We start from the raw sequence: 17,545 nt of genomic DNA on the forward strand, positions 1-17,545 counted from the left end.
CCGGGGGGCGAGACTCGCCGATGAGCGGGGCGGGCGGAGCCGGACCCGCCCGGCTCGCGTTCAGTCGGCGATGTGGTCGATCTGGCGGAGCTTGTTGGTGGCGTCCAGGGCGGCCACCTTGTAGGACTCGGCGAGCGTCGGGTAGTTGAAGACGGCGTCCACCAGGTAGTCCACCGTCCCGCCGCAGCCCATCACCGACTGGCCGATGTGGATCAGCTCGGTGGCCCCCGACCCGAAGCAGTGCACCCCGAGCAGGGTGCGGTCCTCCGGGGACACCAGCAGCTTCAGCACGCCGTGCGAGTCCCCGATGATCTGCCCGCGCGCCAGCTCCCGGTAGCGCGAGACCCCGACCTCGAACGGCACCCGGTCCTCGGTGAGCTGGTCCTCGGTCCGCCCGACGAAACTGATCTCGGGGATGGTGTAGATCCCGATCGGCTGAAGATTGTGCATCCGCCCGACCGGCTCCCCACAGGCGTGATAAGCGGCCGACCGCCCCTGCTCCATCGAGGTCGCCGCGAGCGCCGGGAACCCGATGACATCGCCCACCGCGTAGATGTGCGGCACGGAAGTGCGGTAGTGCTCGTCGACGGTGATCCGGCCGCGCCGATCCGCAGCGAGCCCGGCCTTGTCCAGATCGAGATCGTCCGTCATGCCCTGCCGCCCGGCGGAGTACATCACGGCGTCCGCCGGTATCTTCTTCCCGCTCTCCAGCACGGTCAGCGTGCCGCGCGAATGCCGCTCGACGGCGGCGACGGTCTCGCCGAACCGGAAGGTCACCGCGAGATCGCGCAGGTGGTACTTGAGTGACTCGACGACCTCGACATCGCACATGTCGAGCATCGCGGCCCGCCGCTCCACGACGGTGATCTTGCTGCCCAACGCGGCGAACATACTGGCATATTCCATGCCAATTACCCCAGCGCCGACGATGACCATGGACCGCGGCACCTGCTCCAGCGCCAGCACATTGTCCGAGTCCATGATGGTGCGCCCGTCGAACTGCACACTGTCCGGGCGCGCGGGCCGGGTGCCGGTGGCGATCACGATGTGCTCGGCGGTGAGGAGCCGCTCCTGTCCGTTCACCTCGCGGACGGCGACGGTGTGGGGATCGATGAAGCGTCCGGTTCCGGCGTACAGGGAGACCTGGTTGCGGGAGAGCTGGTTGCGGATGACGTCGACCTCACGGCTGACGACGTGCTGGGTGCGGGCGGTGAGATCGGCGACGGTGATGTCCTCCTTCACCCGGTAGCTCTGCCCGTAGAGATCGCGCTGGGTGAGGCCGGTCAGATACAGCACCGCCTCGCGCAGGGTCTTGGAGGGGATGGTGCCGGTGTGGATGGAGACTCCGCCGAGCATGTCGGGCCGGTCCACCACCGCCACCCGGCGGCCGAGTTTGGTGGCGGCGATGGCAGCCTTCTGACCGCCGGGACCGGAACCGATGACGAGCATGTCGTAGTCGCGCACGCCCGGAGTCTGTCAGCAGGCGGGGGGCGGGCGGAAGGGCGGGTGGGGGTGGGGTGGGGGGAATGGGGGGTTCCGGGGGTGGGGTGCAGGGCGGGCACGCTGCGACGCCGGGATCGAGGGTGAGCTGGTGCCGATCTCGATGGTGCGGCCCCGCCATGGGCCGGGCGATGGCGGGCGCTCGTGGAGCGCCATACCGCACGTCGTGAATCGCGAAGACCTGGCTGTCGCCCTCGAACGGCACGCAACCGATGCCGCCCGTGGGGTTGCCGGACCTTCGGCGTGCGGGGGATGAACCAGTCGCCTTGGGACGAGTCGATACCGCTGAAGGCGGCCACCTTGTCTTCCTGGCCGCCGATCTGAAGTCATGCGTTGCCGCGGTGTAGTTGGGGCACTCGTGCCGGTGCAGCCACCGCCTGTGCCGGTCCAGTAGCTGTGAACGTGAAGTAGCAAGCGGTCGCACTTCGGTGAGAATGGTCAATCTCAGTGAGACGGGACACCGGTTGGTCGGCGCCTGCACAGGGGCGGGGGGCTGGGGCTGAGAGGCCGTGCCGGTGGGGCAGCAAAGCACTGCGGCCCCCCACAGAGGGGGGCCGCACGGCGTACCGTTCTGAGTGTCTAGGTCAGAACGGAGTCCAGTATGCCCGAGCACACCGACCCCGCGTCCAAACACCCGGGCGACCACTTCCGCGAGTTGCGCCGACGGCGGGGTTTCACACAGGAGCGCCTTGCCGAGCGCGCGGGCGTCAGCCTAGGAGTCGTGAAGAAACTCGAACGCGGCGGAACGGCCCGTCTTCCTACCTACCACGCCCTCGCCCGTGCCCTCGGGGTCCGCACCAGCGCGCTTTTCGACCCCGCCGGACCTCACGCCAGCACGCGTGGCGATGACGACAACATCGACCTCATGCCGCTGAGGCAGGCCCTCGCCCCCGCCGTCAGCTGTACCGGCCGCCTCCCGGTGCGCGCCGATAGGTTCGGCGAGCCCGACTTGCCGAACCTCCAGGCGACCGCCCGCGAAGTGGGGGTGGCCTACCACCAGGACCGCTACGACGAGGTCGCCGACCTCCTGCCGGGCCTCGTCCATGCCGCACACGATGCAGTCCGTCACTTCGACAACGGCCCTGAGCAGACCACCGCGCTCGGCGTGCGCTCCGACGTCCTCCAGATGGCGGGCCGCTACCTGACACAGGTCCGCGCATACGACCTGGCGCACACCGCCCTCCGGGACGCCATCGCGGACGCCATGAAGATCAACGACATGGGCGCCGTCGCTGCGGCGGTGTACCAGCAGGGCTGGCTGTTGATGCGGCAGGGCCGCCTTGATGAGGCCGAGCAGGTCAGCGTTGTGACTGCGGACGCGATCGAACCGCGAATCTCCCGGGCCACCCGTCAGGGCCTGGGCGCGTGGGGGAAGTTGTTGGTCCATGCCAGCGCCGCCGCAGCCCGAAACAACCGGCCGCGTGAGGCGAGAGAGATCCTGCGCCTCGGTCGGACGGCGGGGGCGGCGCTCGGCGGCGGCCAGGTGCTCGCGGTGTCCTCCTGGGGAACGTTCGACTGGCGGACGGTCGCGTTCCAGGGCATCGAGAACCAACTGGTGGCCCAACGGCCGGATCGAGTGATCGCCCTGTCCGAGCGGATGCCCGCGCCGACAGATACGAAAGGGCGCCTCTTCCAGCGCCGTCACCTGCTGGACGTGGCGCAGGCCAATGTGATGTTGCACCGCCCCGACGATGCGACAGACATTCTGTGGTCCCTGATGGACGAGACGCCGGAGTGGCTGCGCCACCAGCGGATGGCGGCGGACACGTTCCATGACGCCCTCGGTGCAAGCAAGCGGCGTCGTCTGACCGCGAAGCAACGCGATCTGACGACGTTTTTCGGAGTCCAGTAGAGGGTCACGTTCCGTGTCTGTTGCAGCGCCCGCCGGGTGGCGACAGACATGGAACGTGCCTGTTGACTCACATCCGCGCTGACTACGTTCGGTGGTGCAGTGAACACCGCGACCGTGGGGGCGTACTCGTGCCGACTGACACCGTGACCAATCGGATCTGCGGTGCACCGGGCCGGATGCCGGTGGACCTGGTGGCGCTGATGCTCGCGCACATCCCTGACACCAGTGACCCCCGGGCAGCGGTGCGGGTGGACCTGCGCTGTCTCCTGGAGGAGCACCCGACCGGCCCCCACCACGCCCTGACATGGACCCGGGACGCCCCGCGCAGCGGCGAGGTCTGGGCGCAATGGGCCCACGAAGGGCCGGACGAATGTGTCCTCGTCCTCCCGGGCTGCAACACGACCACCGCCCGGGGTCCAGGAGACGAAGCGTGCATCCTGTTCGACGGCCATCCGGGCTGTCACTCCTTCGAGTACGCCGACCCCGAACACCCCGCCGACATCTATCCGATGCTGTGGATGAGTGCCGAGCGCGAGGACTTGGAGCGGCCCCAGCGACGGGCATCCGGGCGACAGGCCGGACACTCCCGCCTGCCCGCCGGATTCTGACCATTCCCTGAAAAGCCCCGGCGACCGCGTGAACGGCCCCGGGGCACGGCCAACCTGAGAAAGCAGGTCGACATCGTGAACGGTACAACCCCGATCAAGGAGCGCCCACCCGGCGTGAAGATGACGCTGGAAGTCTTCACAGTGAACCGGGACGGTGTCGTCACGTCCTCCCGGGCAACCGTCCTGGTGCCCGAGGACTACGTACCGCCGCCGTACGACCGGGGCCCCTGGCTGGAGCCCTGCGCCTGCCCCGTCCACCGCGCTCCCCGCGTCCGGTGAACCCCACCCGCACCGGACCCGGCACGCTCCCGAACCTCGGCATCGTCCGCGCCCACGCCTCCTGGTTCATCGACCAGCAGGCACTGCCCCGCCACCAGACCGTGCGCCGCTTCGGCGCGGACTTCCGCCGCTACCTGGAACTGCTGACCGAGCAGACCGAGCAGCTCGCCCGCACGATGCCCCCGGACGACGTGCCCGCCCGCGTCGCCGAGATCGCCGTCGGGGAGGCGCGTCGGCGCCTGTACATCCCGGAGCGCGACGGCCTGACCGGCGAGACCGAGCGGGTCAAGCGCCTCGCCCGCAGCGTGATGGCCTTGTGCGACCACTTCGAGACGCTGAGGGGTCTGGTGATGTGCCTGGCCTGCGACCAGCCGATCGAAGCCGCCGACGCGTGGCCGGAGTACGACCCGCCCGACCTCTCGGGCCGCATCCACCGGGCCTGCCGGAGGCCCCGGCACCGGGTCTGAATCCAGGAGCTGTGATGATCCGCCTGCGCTCCCTCCCGTCCCGGAGCTGCCCGCGAGGGGGCGAGCGGAACGCCGGGTTCCTCAGGCTCTTCCCCGCCCCGACTCCTGGACCTCCTCAGGGCAGGAGCTTGTCCATCGCCGCCATCCCCTCCCGGGCCAGCTTCCGCTGGGCCCATTCCAAGGTGTGCGGGGTGACGTCCTTGCCCGAGGCCAGGACCAGGTCCTCGGCGGAGACATCCGTTCCGGTGCGGGTGTGGAGGAGCCGGTCCGGGGTGGCGCGGTCCTGTGACGAGGGGGACGCTTCAGGCTCTGATGCGGTCATGATCTCTGCTCCTCCGGTCCGGGGCGGCTGAGACGCGGGTGCACCTGTGGGTGTGGGCGCTCTGTATCGCGTGGTCCCCGAAAGTGCCGCGCTTTCAGGGTCGCACTCTCACCATTCATCCCCGAGGGCTGGTCTGCATCCCGGGAGGCGGGGTCCCTGGTCGTCGTAGGGGGGTGGGGCGTGCCCGGACGGCAAGGGCGCTGACGGCCGTGCGGAGCCTGGGGGCGGGGTGCCCGGTGGCCGTGAAGAGGGGCGGGGCGTGCCCGGACGGTAAAGGAGTGGACGCTCCTGCGGCCGGATCGCTAACGTGTGCGGGCACGCCAGCCCAAGACGGGCGGAGGAGGTGAGTGCCATGCAGGTCCCATTCGAGGTCCAGATCCAGGCCCAGTTCCAGGTCCCATTCGAGGTCCAGGTCCAGGTACAGGCCCAATTCCGGGTCCCAGGCCAGGCCCAGCTCCCTTTCCAGATTCCGTACCGCAGACCGCAGCGCTCCCACCCCGTCACCGTCCGTGTGTGACCTCTTAACCCGAATCGCCGGGAGCGCGCCCACATCCGTACTCCCGGAGGATCCCGTGACCGATCTGGTCATCCGCGCGCTCGACACCGAGCACGCCGCGCTCTTCGACACCCTGCCCGACCCCCTCGGCTCCGCCGACACCCACCGCCGTACCCTGCACCGGCCCGAGTGGAAGCGCGTCGCCCTGCGCGACGGCCGTGTCGTCGCCCGGGGCGCCTGGTGGGGCGGGCCCGACGATCCCGCCCCGGTCAATGTGAACTGGTTCGATGTCGCCGAGGGCGAGGAAGAGGCCGGCGCCGCACTGCTGCGCACCGCGCCCTGGCAGGTCGAGCTGGAGCTGACCCTGCCCGCGGGACTGCGGGACGACCCCGCCCGGCGCCCCGCCGCCGATGCCCGTTTCGCCGCCGCCGAGGCGGCCGGATACACCTTCCTCGTCGCCCGCCACCTCTACCGCTGGACCCCGGCCGACGGCCTTCCCGAGCGCCCCGCCCGGCTCCTCTTCCGCCCCGAACCCGACGACGCCGTCTTCCTCGACGCGCTGCGCCGCATCCACGCCGGCACGCTGGACGCCCACGCCCTGCGGACCATGGCGGAGGAGGGCGGCGACACCGACCGGGCCGCCCGCGAGGAACTGGAGTTCTTCCACTGGCTGCCCTCACCGCGCGCCTGGTGGCAGGTGGCGTACACCCCCGACGGGGAACCGGTCGGCATCCACATCCCCGGGCACAACCCCAGCGGGCCGTGCGTCGGATTCATCGGCGTCCTGCCCGAGCGGCGCGGCCACGGCTACGCCTACGACCTGCTGGCCGACTGCACCCACTTCCTCGCCGAGCACGGCGCCGAGTTCATCGCCGCCGCCACGGACCGGGGGAACTTCCCCATGGCCGCGGCCTTCCGCAGGGCCGGGTACCCGATCACCAAGGAACGGGTGCACTTCGCACCGCCCCCGCTCCGCTGAGTGACGCCCCGGGCACCCGGCGCCGACGGCGATGTCAGTGCCGGGTGCCATGCTGGAGCGGAGATCGAACCAGAGCGTGGCGGAGGAGACCGGAGTGGGGTTCCAGGGCGAGATCTGGCGGGTGCGCAGCGACGCGGGCGAGGTGGGCGAGATCCTCATCCAGGACGCCGATTTCCCCTGGCTGTCGGGCAGATTCACCCCCGGCCCGGCCTACGAGGGGGTACGCGAGCAGTTCGAGCGGGAACTGTCCCTGATTCGGCTCGACTCCGACACCATGTGGGGGACCTGGGAGCAGGCGTATGACGAGATCACCCGCCGGGTGACCCTGTCCTCGCCGGACGGCCCGGTCCCGGAGTTCCTGCTGCACATCGACGGGGAGTCGGCGTGGTTCCGGTGGAGCGACGAGCCGTTCGACGAGGACGGGGATGAGGAGGGTGGGGAGGACGAGGTGGAAGGGTAGGGGGAGGGGGAGGGGGGAAGGCGGAGCGGGTGGCGGGGCCCAAAGGACGGCCCAAAGGACGGCCCAAAGGACGGCCCGAAGGACGGGGCCGCGACTACCCGATCGGCTCCGTAAGCATCCGTTCCGCCTCCGCCAGGATCTCCGTGACCCGCAGCCCGAACGACGCGTCGCAGGGATGCGGGCGGCCCGTCCCGGCGGCCCGGATCAGCGCGTCGGCGGCCCGCAGCAGCGGCGGGACCGCGCCCTCGGTGCTCTGCGGCAGCTGGGTCACCCCGGCCGCCCCGCGCAGCTCCACCCCGGTGCCCGCGGCGGCCGGCGGTGCGGTGAGGCTCAGCGTCAGCGTGCTGGACGCGCCACCGGAGTGGTCGAGGACGAGATGCACGGTGTCGCCGGGACCGTGCACGGCGGCGGACACCCGCAGCGCGTCCCCGAGCACCGGCAGCAGCACCGACAGGGCATGCGGGCCGACGTCCCACAGCGCGCCCTTCTCCCGGCGCCAGGCCGACGCGGCGAACGGGCTGTCGCCGGTCGTGAACACGGAGCCCAGCCACTGCGCCCGCGCCGTGAACCAGCCCTCCGTGGCCGCCTGCCCGGCGATCCAGGCCGCGGTCTCGGTCTGGAACCGGGCGGTGAAGAACACCACCGACGCCACCCGTGCCTCCCGGGCGGCCTCGGCCACCGCCCGCGCCTCCGCCACGGTCGCCGCGAGCGGCTTGTCGAGCAGCAGATGCCGCCCCGCCCGCGCGGCCCGTACCGCCAGCTCGGCCTGCACCCGGGGCGGCAGGGCCACGGCGACGGCGTCCACGTCGGCGAGCAGCGCGTCCACATCGTCGTAGGCCCGCACCCCGTGCTGGCCGGCGAGTTCCTTGGTGGCGTCGGGGCGTCGGCCCCAGACGCCGACGAAGTCCAGCCCGCCGTGCTCGGCGAGCGCGGGGGCGTGGGCCATCTGCGCCCAGGGGCCGGTTCCGAGCAGTCCGATGCGCATACTGCCGCCTCTCCTGTGCCGAGCCGTGAAGGGCCGGGTCCGTCGGCCAGGGGGAGCGTGTCATACGAACAGCTCATCGCGAAGTCCGATCGCGGTGCGCACCGGGGGAGAGGCGGGGGCCGACCGGGGCATGCGCCGCACGGCGCGGGCGCACGTGCCAGGGGTGACCGCGCACACCCCGAGGGTGACGGGGCGCGCGGCCGAGGAAGCCTCGCGCCCCGGCTCCGAAGTGCTGCGTTCGGTCATGGAACCTTGGGGCCGGATTCGGCCAATGAGACGGCGCGCATCCGGCGGGACGAATGGTCCGGCGGCATCCGGGCATACGCAGCACAACACCGGGACATCAACGGGACATCACCGGCGAAACACCGCCGGTCAGCCGGACCACCTCAGGAGAAGCACGTCGAAGCAAGTGGAGTAAGGGGAGCAAGGGGAGTGAGTGGCGCGAGTGGAAGAGAGGGGCGTCGCGTGCCGCGTTCGGATCCGCAGGCCGTCCGAGAGCTGCTGACCCGCTACGCGGCGCTGCGGATCGCGCTGGCGGAGCGGGAACGCCCCGTCGTCCGCCGCGAATTGGCGCGGGTCAGCCGGCTGCTCTGCGCGGCGACCGGTACGGGCGACGTCCGGGAGGCCGTCACCCGCGCGGATCTGCTGCTCACCGCCGCCGCCCCGGACGCGATCCGCGCGAGCCGCAGGCCCGCCGGGGGCGACGGCGTTCCGGTGGTGGCCCGGTGAGTGGTGGCGCCGTGCGCAGCGGTGATCGCCGTACGGCCGTATGACGGAGCGGCGTACGGAACCCGTCGCGGATGGGGAGCGCCGGTCAGCGCACCCTGGTCTCCGCGCCCCGCACCGGCTGCGGGAACCGCGCCGGACGGGCCAGCCACCGGGCGATCGTGCGGGCGATGGGCTGTCCCGTGTCCACCTCCACGAAGCCGAACTGCCCCGACTGATTGCACTCCAGGAACCACCAGGTGCCGTCGCCGTCCTCCGCGAAGTCGAAGGCGCCGTACGACAGTTCCGCCTCCCGGAGGTAGGTCCGGACGCCGTCGGCGATCCGTGGTGGAACCCCGGCCTCCTGCCAGGGCCCGTCGGACGCGGCGAACCGTACGTCCACCTCGTCCGGGTCGGCGTCCGGCGGGGTCGGCTTGCGGGCCGCCAGCATCCGCTCGCCCACCACCGTCAGCCGGATGTCGGCCCGTTTGGTGACCCGGCGCTGGAGCAGCGTCGGCCCGTACGCCACAGCGGCGAAATCGGTACCGGGCGCCACCCGGCTGGTCGGCACCGCGCGCGGCGGTTCCTGGGGATGGGCGCCGGAGACCGGTTTGACCACCAGATCCGGGAACCGGTCCGCGAAATCGCGGGCGGCCTGCGGAAACGTGGTGATCAGGGTGGCCGGCACGGGCAGTCCGCTGCGCTGGGCGAGGCGCAGCTGCCAGGGTTTGTGCCGGGCCCGGCGGGAGGCGTCGGGATGGTTCATCCAGTGCACGTCGAGCGAGCGCAGCATGCCGTACAGGGCCTGCGAGGATTCCTCGGTCAGCCAGTCGGACGGCTCGGGGACCCGGGTGGCCGGGGTGCCCGGTCTGCGGATCCAGACGGATCTGAGTCCGTCCATGCTCACCAGCCGTCCCGCGGACCACAGGTGTCCGCGGAACGCGCCGTGCACATATTCGCCCGACAGGGCCACCCCGCCGGTCAGGTCGGCGGGGTCGAGGCGCACCACGGGCACCCCCGAGGCGTTCAGGTGGACGACCACCATGTCGGCCGTCACATCCTGCTCGGAGGTCAGGATCAGCACGGTCATTGTCCAGGGTCCGTGGGTCAGTCGTCGAAGTGCGTCTTGGAGCCCGCGGTGGAGGTCGTTGTCCCCAGTTCTCTGAGCAACGCCAGGTCACAGGCGGCGATCCGGCCATCCATCAGTACGTTCAACTGCAGTCCGGAGTCGTAGGCGTACGGAGTGGTGACGTCCAACTCCGCAGCCGGCCGTGCGTAGTTGAGCGTGAACGGTTGCATCGTCTCTCCCTCGTCGGTGCCGCTCCGGGCAAGCAGTCGGCAGGCCGCGTCATTGCTTCGCCCAGTGATCTTCTGGGCCCCATGCACTTATACGAATCGAACGGGTGAATGGTTTCCTTACACTCCGTAGTCACAGGCGAGTTGAGCCGCTCTGAACCTGAGACGGTCGGGAAGGCCAATCGGTTGATCCGTGGACGACTTGTGTAGTGGCGGTGTGGTCCGGATCTCAGACGGGGTCGCCCGGCCGGGCCACCTCGGCCCGTCCCCGCAGGGTGCGCAGGGCGAGCAGCAGGACGCCGATGTCATCGAGGTACACCGGATCGGGCAACAGGTCGGTCGGGAGTACGAAGTACAGCACAGCGCCCCAGAAAACCCAGCGTGGGCCGGTCGGGAGCCCGGCCCGGCGCAGGCCGCGCCGGGTCCGCACCAGCCGTACCAGGAGCGCTGCGGCGGCGGCCAGCACGGCGGCGGCGAGCACCAGGGCGACGGCGATGAGCACCACGGTGGTCGTCTCCACGGGGCCCTCCTCGATTCCGCTCGATGCCGGCCGGTCCCACGCCGAAATGCGTTCGCACTCCATGAATTCCCGCAAACGCGGGTCGTATTGCTGCTTCCCGTCACAAGTCACTCGGGAAGCCGCTGGCGGAAGCGTACGTTCCGGGTCAAGAGATTGTCTTGTTGCCGTTCATAGGAAGGTCCTGTGCGTCGCGCGGGCGCATGGTCCGAGGCGAAACGCCGTAGCGTTCACTACGCCGTTTCGCCTAGGGGGCTCCCTCAGAGGGACGCACCACCGGCACCGCCGGTCCGATGATCGGTACTGTCCGTGTCCGCACGGCGACCAGGGATTCTCAGCCGCCCGAATGTCTGGGTGAGCCGGGTGAGGGGGGACGAGTCCACCGGCACGGCCGGACGCTGTGGTTCGGACAGCTCGCCGTATGTCTCGCGGTACACCGCCAGCGCCTCGTGCGCGGACTCCGCCGCCTCGCGGTACAGATCGCGGGAGGTGGTCATCGCCTCCAGGGCGTCCGCGTACATCCGTACGACGCCCCGCTCCCGCTCCAGCTCCTCCTCCAGGGTGAGCAGCCGCCAGTCGTCGCGCAGGGCGGTCAGCAGCGGTTCGGCGCCCTCCGGCAGCGGACGGGCCAGGGCGGCGTACCGGGTCACGGCGGTGATCAGCTCCGCCGGTTCGGTGCCGTCCAGGAACACCGAGCGCACCGTGAAGTCCCCGGCGGCGAAGCCGGTCGGCGCCGGATCGCCGGGCAGTACGGCGGCGCCCCCGCGCGGCACCTCCACCCCGGTGTCGCGCAGCGCCCAGTTCACGGCCCTGAGCTGCTGCGGCGACGCCCGGTGCTCCACCAACCGGTGCCGCAGCCCCGGCGGCACCAGGGCGGCCAGCGGCACCAGGCCGCGTTCGTCCACGGTCATCGCCTCGTGGACCACCACATGGATCGCCCAGGAGTCGTGCAGGGCGGCCTTGAGGACCCGCCGCAGATCCCGCTCGTCCTCCGGAAGCGGATTGATCTCCGGCAGCCGCAGCCCGGTGGCCGGATCCACGGCCCAGTCGCGGCCGTCCTCCGGCCAGAACAGGGTCGCCGGGGACGGCCACCGCAGATCCCAGGCGGTGCCCTCGGACTCCGCGGCCAGCGCCCAGCGGTCGCCGCCGGTCAGCGCGAGCCGGGCCCGTACGGTGACGGGTCCCTCGACCCGCCAGCGGGCCTCGAAGACGGTATCGCCGGGATCGCCGCCGGTTTCGGGGCCGGGCAGTTCGTAGAAGTCGTCCAGGGCGCCGGACTCCTTCCGCGACCGCAGGGTGCGCCGGAGGGCGTCCGCCGCGTCGGAGCCGGCGTACCGGCCGCGGGCCAGCCACACGGTCGGGGGAGTCGTCAGGGAGCTGGGCATGGATCCATCGGTCAGAAGGGCTCCTGAAGCGCTTCAGCAGGGCTTCAGAAGGGCCTCGGAGAGGCTTCGGACGGGCGTCGGACGGCATCGGAGGGCGCACCGGCTGACCCGGAAGGGACAGGTGGCGCGGCCCACCAGTATCGCCGCAGTCCTTGTGAAGCATCGACCGGCAACCGCCCCGGCATGCGGGAACGGTTGCTTGAAGTGATCAAGAACACACCGGGCGCCGCACACGGGGAGTGCGCGGCGCGTACGGGGCGCGCATCATCCGCACCGGACGACCCTCGCGCACCCGTGGTCACACGGACTCCGTTTCCCCACAATCACGGGACGAGCGGAACCGCCCACCATCCGCATGGGGCGGTTCCGCTCGTCCTCGTACCGGTCAGGGGCCCAGGGGCCCAGGAGTCCAGGGGCTCAGCGGCCCGGTCGGGCGCCGGTCAGGCGCCGCTCTCGCGGAGCATGTCCTCGCGCTCCACGATCTTCACCCGCTCGCGCCCCTGGGGCTCGCCGAGCGCCTTCTCGGCGGCGTCCAGCCGGTGCCAGCCCTCCCAGGTGGTGAAACGGACCTCGCGCTCGGCGAGGAAGCCGTCCACGGCCGCCGGGTCCGGGGCGGACGGGGTGTGCAGCCGGTCGTGGGCGAAGTCGTCCAGGAGGTTGGCGACGGTCTCGTTGGCGTCGCCCTTGGTGTGGCCGATCAGACCGACCGGGCCGCGCCGGATCCAGCCGGTGACGTACACCGAGGTGAGATGCGCGCCGCTCTCCTCGATGACCCGGCCGCCCTCGTCGGGGACGGTGCCCGAGGCGAGGTCCCAGGGCAGCTTGGGCAGCTTGTCGGAGAGGTAGCCGACGGCCCGGTAGACCGCGCTGACGTCCCAGTCCTTGAACTCGCCGGTGCCCTTGACGTTGCCGGTGCCGTCGAGGGCGGTGCGCTCGGTGCGCAGCCCGACGACCCTGCCGTCCTCGCCGAGGATCTCCGCCGGGGACTCGAAGAAGTGCAGGAAGAGCTTGTGCGGCCGGTCGCCGACATCCCGGATCGCCCAGTTCTCCAGGGTCTTGGCGACCATGTCGGCCTGCTTGTTGCCGCGCCGGGTCTCGATCGAACCGGCGTCGTAGTCGATGTCCTCGGGGTCGACGATGACCTCGATGGTGGGGGAGTGGTCCAGCTCCCGCAGCTCCATCGGGCTGAACTTGGCCTGCGCCGGCCCGCGCCGCCCGAAGACATGCACCTCCAGCGCCTTGTTGGCCTTGAGGCCCTCGTGGACATTGGCCGGGATCTCGGTGGGCAGCAGTTCGTCGCCGGTCTTGGCGAGGACCCGGGCGATGTCCAGCGCCACGTTCCCGACGCCCAGCACGGCGACCTTCTCGGCCTCCAGCGGCCAGGTGCGGGGCACGTCCGGGTGGCCGTCGTACCAGGACACGAAGTCGGCGGCGCCGTAGGAGCCGTCCAGGTCGATGCCCGGCAGGTCCAGCGCCCGGTCGGCCATGGCGCCGGTGGAGAAGATCACGCCGTCGTAGAAGGAGCGCAGATCGTCCAGGCTGATGTCGGTGGGGTAGTCCACATTGCCGAAGAGGCGGATCTGCGGCTTGTCCAGCACCTGGTGGAGGGCGGTGATGATGCCCTTGATCCGGGGGTGGTCGGGGGCGACGCCGTAGCGGATCAGCCCGAAGGGGGCCGGCATCCGCTCGAAGAGGTCGATGGACACACCGGGCTCGGCGGCCACGTCGGACTTGAGCAGGGCGTCGGCGGCGTAGATACCGGCCGGACCGGCTCCGACGATGGCTACCCGCAGGGGGCGGGGCATGATCAGGTTCCCTTCGAGCGGTGAATGTCGACTCGATCAGGAAGCCTAAGCTAAGGCAAGCCTAAGTTGGTACGCGGGTCCGGTCTATGGGCTCATAAGGCAACCTTATGGCTTGCCTGCTATCAGGCTATACGACCCTGCTGGGTGGCCGCCGGGCGGCCCCGGTGGTGTTTTCCGGGGCTCCGCCCAGCCGCCTCCGACCATGCCCCGGTTCATGCCTCGACGCACCCCGCGCGTGAACCGGCGCGTGACCCCCGATCTGAAAGATCGTTCATTCCGGGCGGGGCCCGATCCGCGGGCCCCGGACGACAGCGTTCGGCAGAGCGCTGAACCCGGAACGGAGGCACGCCCGTGGGCGGCTGGATCACCGTCGGACTCGGGGCGGTCGCCGCGATGTGCCCGTTGTCGCCGGACGGCGGGGCCGCCGTCGCCGTCGATCCCCCGGCGGGGGAGGCGCATGTGGTGGTGTGCGTGCCGGACGCGTGGGTGGAGATCGGGGTGACGGGCACCGGCCGACCGGACGCGTCCGCCGGGCCCCCGGCGGAGCCCGACGCTCCGCCCACCCGGCGAGCGCCCGACAAGCCGGGCCGCGACCCGGCGTCCCCCGCGCCCGCGCGGCCCCCGGCGCCGGAGACCGCCGACCCGACCACCCCCGCCACCGCACCGCCGCCCGGCGCGGCCCGCGAGCCCGGCGAACCGCCCGCCGCCGCGCGGAAACCCGCAGCCGCGCCCGCCGCTCCCTTCCGCTGGGTCCCCCGCAACCACCGCCGCCCCCCGGCCGCCGAACGGGACGTCCCCGGTGGGCTGTCCGTGGTGACCACCACCACCGTCGTCACCACCCCCGCCATCCTCGCCGCCGTCGCCCTGCGCCCCGGTACGCGCCGCCGTCGCGGCTGAGGCCGCACCACCCCGTCCCACGCCGTCCCACCCCGAACGACCCTTTCTGGAGCCCCCCTGTGTCCGAATGGCTGATCTACACCCTGGCCGCCGTCGTGGTCTGCGCGTTCGTCGTCGCGGCCACCGTGATGCGGCATCGGCAGGTGGCCGCCGACGAGGACACGTCCGAGACCCCGGACGTGCTGGAGTACATGGTCATGATGGTCGGCGTGGTCTACGCGATCGTGCTCGGCCTGGCCATCGCCGGGGTGTGGGAGGCGCGGGGCGCGGCCGAGGACACCGTGCGGCGCGAGGCGCAGGCGCTCTACGAGATCGATCAGCGGCTGGACGTCTATCCGGCCGACTTCCGCAGCCAGGTGCGCGAACGCATCGACGCGTACGCCCGGCACGCCGTCACCGCCGAGTGGGCCGCCATGGAGCGGGACGAGGAACCCGGCCCGGCCGGCGGCGAGTTGCTCAGCCGGATCCGCGCCGACCTCGCCCACCGGACGCCCGCCGACGAACTCCAGGCCCAGGCCTACCAGCCGCTGCTGGACGAGGTGGCCGCCGCCGATGTGGCCCGGCACGAGCGGCTGGACAGCGCCGGGACCACCCTGCCGGGTGTGGTGTGGTTCGGGCTGCTCGGCGGGGGACTGGTGACGCTCGGGCTGCTGTTCGCCCTTCAGATCCGGCGCTCCACCCGGGAGTTGATGCTCGCCAGCGCCTTCAGCGCGCTCGTCGTCTTCCTGCTCTTCATGGTCTGGAGCTTCGACGCGCCCTTCGGCCACTCGGGCACGGATTCGGCCCAGCCGCTGCGGGATCTCATCTCGACGGCGATCTAGCGCGTCCGCCGAGCCTGCCGAGCCCGCCGCGAGCGGGGCCCCGTTTCGATCGCCGGAGCCGCCGCCCGCCTCCGCCTCCGCCGGGCCCGTTCCACAACCCCCTGTTGTGGAACGGGCCCGGCGGTTGTTTGTGCCCGGCCGACCCGGTCGGTTGGATGGCCGGTCGGAGGACATCCGCAGGCGTCGGGAGGAGAAGCGCGGTGGGCCGCTCGCTGGGTCCGGCGTTCGGCCGGTTGTGGGCGGCGTACGCCGTCAGCGCCTTCGGTACGCGGCTGGCCTTCGACGCGTTCGCGATGATCGCGGTGCTGGTGCTGCACGCCGGGCCCGGCCGGGTCGCGCTGCTCGCGGCGGCCGGGACGGCGGTCGGGGCGGTGCTGGCGGTGCCGCTCGGGCCCTGGGTGGAGTTCCGGTACAAGCGGCCCGTGATGATCGGCATGGATCTGGTCCGGGCGGCGGCCCTGCTGACCCTGCCGCTCGCCCTCGCGTTCGGTCTGCTGACCTTCGGCCACCTCCTGGTCGTCGCGGTGGTGGTGGCCGCGGCCGACATCGCGTTCGGCGCGGCGGCCGGCGCGTATCTCAAGGCGCTGGTCCCGCCCGAGGACCTGCTGACCGCCAACGCCCGCTTCGAGTCGACCTCCTGGACGGCCACCATGGTCGGACCGCCACTGGGCGGTGCGGCGGTCGCGCTGCTCGGGCCGATGGCGACGGTGCTCGCCGACGCCGTGAGCTATCTGCTCTCCGCGCTGGGCATCCGGGCCGTCCCCGGCAAGGAACCCGCACCCGCGCCGGCCCCCCTCGGCGGACTCGGCCCCGGCGATCTGCTGGACGGCTGGCGCCACATCCTCGGCCACCCCGTCCTGCGTCCCCTCCTGCTCAACAACGCCCTCGTCAACGGTCTGATCATGGCCGGGATGCCGCTTCTCGCCGTCCTCATGCTCGGCCCGCTCGGTTTCGCCCCCTGGGCCTACGCGCTCGCCTTCGCGGCGCCCTGTCTCGGCGGTCTGCTGGGCTCCCGGCTGGCCCGGCCGCTGGTGGCCCGCTATGGGCCGCACCGGGTGCTGCGGGTCGCCGGGATCCTGCGCGTCTGCTGGTCGGTCCCCCTGGCCTTCGTCGGGCCGGGGGCCGCCGGACTGGCCCTGGTCATGGTCAGCGAGCTGGCGCTGATCACCTGCTCGGCCGTCTTCGCCCCGGTCCTCGCCACCCGCCGGCTGGAGCTGACCGGGCCCGGCCGGACCGCCCGTACGCTGGCCGCCTGGTCGGTCACCGGGAAAGCGGTCACCGCCGCCGTCACGGCCCTGTGGGGGCTACTGGCCGCCGCCGTCGGCATCCGCCCCGCCCTCGCCCTGGCCGGGGTGCTGCTCCTGGCGACCCCTGCGCTGCTGCCGCGCCGGGAGGGGGAAGGGGAGGGGGAGAGGGAACGGGAGTCCGTCCTCGGCTGACGCGGGTGGGAGTCTGCCCTCGGTTGACGCGGGCGGGAGTCCGGCCCCGGCCGACGCGGGTGGGAGTCCGCCTCCGGCCGACGCGAGGGTGGGCGCCAGCCCGGACGCCCGCAGCACCAGCTCCACCGTCTCCTCCAGCGAGCTGCTCGCCGGTACGACCGTCTCCACCCCGCCCGGCAGCCGATCGTCCGGGAGGTACCACTCCCGCATCTGCTCCGCGCCGACCGTCCGCGCGAGTGGCTTGGTGGCGTGCCGGGCGAGGCTCTCCTCAAGGGGGACGTCCAGATAGAAGCAGTGCGCGCGCGCTCGCCGTAGTCCGCCCGCAGCCCGGCCAGCATCCCGCCGTAGTGCGCGACGCAGAGGATCCCTTCGAGGACCGTGTGGAAGCCGTGCTCCAGCGCGTGCCGCACGGTCAGCTCGATCAGGCCGATGTTCGCGCCGCCCGGGACGTCCCGCTCCCGCAGTACCTCACGGCGCAGGACGTCCTGGCCGACCAGGGCGATGCCCCGCCCGTACCGCTCGCGCAGCCCGGCGGCCACCGAACTCTTCCCGGCGGCGCTGTTGCCGCGCAGGACGATCAGCCGGGTGGGCGGGGTCACCGTCGTGGGGTCGCTCGTCATGCCGGCATTCTCGCGCTAGGCCGTGTCTGATGGCTCTTGTCCGGAGGGTGGATCTGCTGCTGTTCCGGGCAGGAGTCCGGCATGGTGCGTCGGCATGAACTGACCAATG

At 71.8% G+C, this 17,545-nt stretch carries 18 protein-coding genes and 1 pseudogene; 10 read left to right on the forward strand and 9 right to left on the reverse strand.

Annotated elements, in window-relative coordinates:
* Positions 1-60: 60 nt before the first annotated feature.
* Positions 61-1,464, reverse strand: coding sequence for a Si-specific NAD(P)(+) transhydrogenase (gene sthA, locus ABZX40_RS15305; protein ID WP_355738311.1), 1,404 nt, complete (start codon positions 1,462-1,464; stop codon positions 61-63).
* A gap of 637 nt (positions 1,465-2,101) precedes the next feature.
* Between sthA and ABZX40_RS15310 the strand changes: the two genes are divergently transcribed.
* The 4 genes from ABZX40_RS15310 (at position 2,102) to ABZX40_RS15325 (ending at position 4,706) form a co-directional block, all read left to right on the forward strand.
* Positions 2,102-3,352 (forward strand): helix-turn-helix transcriptional regulator, encoded by a 1,251-nt coding sequence (locus tag ABZX40_RS15310; RefSeq protein WP_355738313.1) that lies wholly within the window; start codon positions 2,102-2,104, stop codon positions 3,350-3,352.
* 128 nt (positions 3,353-3,480) lie between these two features.
* Positions 3,481-3,960: a hypothetical protein gene (locus tag ABZX40_RS15315; RefSeq protein ID WP_355738315.1), complete on the forward strand. Its 480-nt coding sequence runs from the start codon at positions 3,481-3,483 to the stop codon at positions 3,958-3,960.
* Between the two features lie 75 nt (positions 3,961-4,035).
* On the forward strand, positions 4,036-4,239 hold the full coding sequence (locus ABZX40_RS15320; RefSeq protein WP_355738317.1) for a hypothetical protein: 204 nt from the start codon (positions 4,036-4,038) through the stop codon (positions 4,237-4,239).
* On the forward strand, positions 4,236-4,706 hold the full coding sequence (locus ABZX40_RS15325) for a DUF6415 family natural product biosynthesis protein (RefSeq protein ID WP_355738320.1): 471 nt from the start codon (positions 4,236-4,238) through the stop codon (positions 4,704-4,706). The genes ABZX40_RS15320 and ABZX40_RS15325 overlap by 4 nt, the downstream gene beginning before the upstream one ends.
* A 115-nt stretch (positions 4,707-4,821) precedes the next feature.
* On the opposite strand, the gene ABZX40_RS15330 is transcribed toward ABZX40_RS15325, so the two are convergent.
* Complete coding sequence (locus ABZX40_RS15330) at positions 4,822-5,028, reverse strand: hypothetical protein (RefSeq protein WP_355738323.1); 207 nt, start codon at positions 5,026-5,028, stop codon at positions 4,822-4,824.
* Positions 5,029-5,600: 572 nt separating this feature from the next.
* On the opposite strand from ABZX40_RS15330, the gene ABZX40_RS15335 reads away from it, so the two are divergent.
* Both ABZX40_RS15335 and ABZX40_RS15340 read left to right on the forward strand, forming a co-directional pair.
* Positions 5,601-6,503 (forward strand): GNAT family N-acetyltransferase, encoded by a 903-nt coding sequence (locus tag ABZX40_RS15335; RefSeq protein WP_355738325.1) that lies wholly within the window; start codon positions 5,601-5,603, stop codon positions 6,501-6,503.
* A gap of 94 nt (positions 6,504-6,597) precedes the next feature.
* The gene (locus tag ABZX40_RS15340; RefSeq protein ID WP_355738378.1) at positions 6,598-6,963 is read left to right on the forward strand and encodes a hypothetical protein; all 366 of its coding nucleotides are present in this window, start codon (positions 6,598-6,600) and stop codon (positions 6,961-6,963) included.
* A 94-nt stretch (positions 6,964-7,057) separates the two neighbouring features.
* Here ABZX40_RS15340 and ABZX40_RS15345 read toward each other — a convergent pair whose 3' ends face one another.
* Entirely contained in the window at positions 7,058-7,948 is an 891-nt protein-coding gene (locus tag ABZX40_RS15345; RefSeq protein ID WP_355738328.1) for a Gfo/Idh/MocA family oxidoreductase, read from the reverse strand.
* Positions 7,949-8,416: 468 nt separating this feature from the next.
* Here ABZX40_RS15345 and ABZX40_RS15350 point away from each other — a divergent pair, with 468 nt between their 5' ends.
* On the forward strand, positions 8,417-8,680 hold the full coding sequence (locus ABZX40_RS15350; RefSeq protein ID WP_355738331.1) for a DUF5133 domain-containing protein: 264 nt from the start codon (positions 8,417-8,419) through the stop codon (positions 8,678-8,680).
* Positions 8,681-8,765: 85 nt separating this feature from the next.
* On the opposite strand, the gene tgmB is transcribed toward ABZX40_RS15350, so the two are convergent.
* The 5 genes from tgmB to ABZX40_RS15375 all read right to left on the reverse strand — a co-directional run bounded on the left by tgmB (position 8,766) and on the right by ABZX40_RS15375 (position 13,659).
* Positions 8,766-9,746, reverse strand: coding sequence for an ATP-grasp ribosomal peptide maturase (gene tgmB, locus ABZX40_RS15355; RefSeq protein ID WP_355738333.1), 981 nt, complete (start codon positions 9,744-9,746; stop codon positions 8,766-8,768).
* A gap of 17 nt (positions 9,747-9,763) precedes the next feature.
* On the reverse strand, positions 9,764-9,955 hold the full coding sequence (gene tgmA, locus ABZX40_RS15360; protein ID WP_355738335.1) for a putative ATP-grasp-modified RiPP: 192 nt from the start codon (positions 9,953-9,955) through the stop codon (positions 9,764-9,766).
* A 226-nt stretch (positions 9,956-10,181) separates the two neighbouring features.
* Positions 10,182-10,472, reverse strand: coding sequence for a YkvA family protein (locus ABZX40_RS15365; RefSeq protein WP_355738337.1), 291 nt, complete (start codon positions 10,470-10,472; stop codon positions 10,182-10,184).
* A gap of 257 nt (positions 10,473-10,729) precedes the next feature.
* On the reverse strand, positions 10,730-11,854 hold the full coding sequence (locus ABZX40_RS15370) for a hypothetical protein (RefSeq protein ID WP_355738339.1): 1,125 nt from the start codon (positions 11,852-11,854) through the stop codon (positions 10,730-10,732).
* A 440-nt stretch (positions 11,855-12,294) separates the two neighbouring features.
* Positions 12,295-13,659: an FAD-dependent oxidoreductase gene (locus ABZX40_RS15375; protein ID WP_355738342.1), complete on the reverse strand. Its 1,365-nt coding sequence runs from the start codon at positions 13,657-13,659 to the stop codon at positions 12,295-12,297.
* A gap of 351 nt (positions 13,660-14,010) precedes the next feature.
* Here ABZX40_RS15375 and ABZX40_RS15380 point away from each other — a divergent pair, with 351 nt between their 5' ends.
* The 3 genes from ABZX40_RS15380 (at position 14,011) to ABZX40_RS15390 (ending at position 16,816) form a co-directional block, all read left to right on the forward strand.
* Positions 14,011-14,556 (forward strand): hypothetical protein, encoded by a 546-nt coding sequence (locus tag ABZX40_RS15380; RefSeq protein ID WP_355738345.1) that lies wholly within the window; start codon positions 14,011-14,013, stop codon positions 14,554-14,556.
* Positions 14,557-14,615: 59 nt separating this feature from the next.
* Positions 14,616-15,377, forward strand: a complete 762-nt coding sequence (locus ABZX40_RS15385; RefSeq protein ID WP_355738348.1) for a hypothetical protein — start codon at positions 14,616-14,618, stop codon at positions 15,375-15,377.
* Between the two features lie 155 nt (positions 15,378-15,532).
* Positions 15,533-16,816: an MFS transporter gene (locus tag ABZX40_RS15390; RefSeq protein WP_355738351.1), complete on the forward strand. Its 1,284-nt coding sequence runs from the start codon at positions 15,533-15,535 to the stop codon at positions 16,814-16,816.
* Between the two features lie 93 nt (positions 16,817-16,909).
* Here the strand turns inward: ABZX40_RS15390 and ABZX40_RS15395 are convergent.
* A pseudogene (locus ABZX40_RS15395) lies at positions 16,910-17,436 on the reverse strand (AAA family ATPase); the annotation flags it as partial.
* Positions 17,437-17,545: the final 109 nt, after the last annotated feature.

It is taken from the genome of Streptomyces sp. NPDC004610 (assembly GCF_040609715.1).
In the GTDB taxonomy this organism is placed as follows: domain Bacteria; phylum Actinomycetota; class Actinomycetes; order Streptomycetales; family Streptomycetaceae; genus Streptomyces.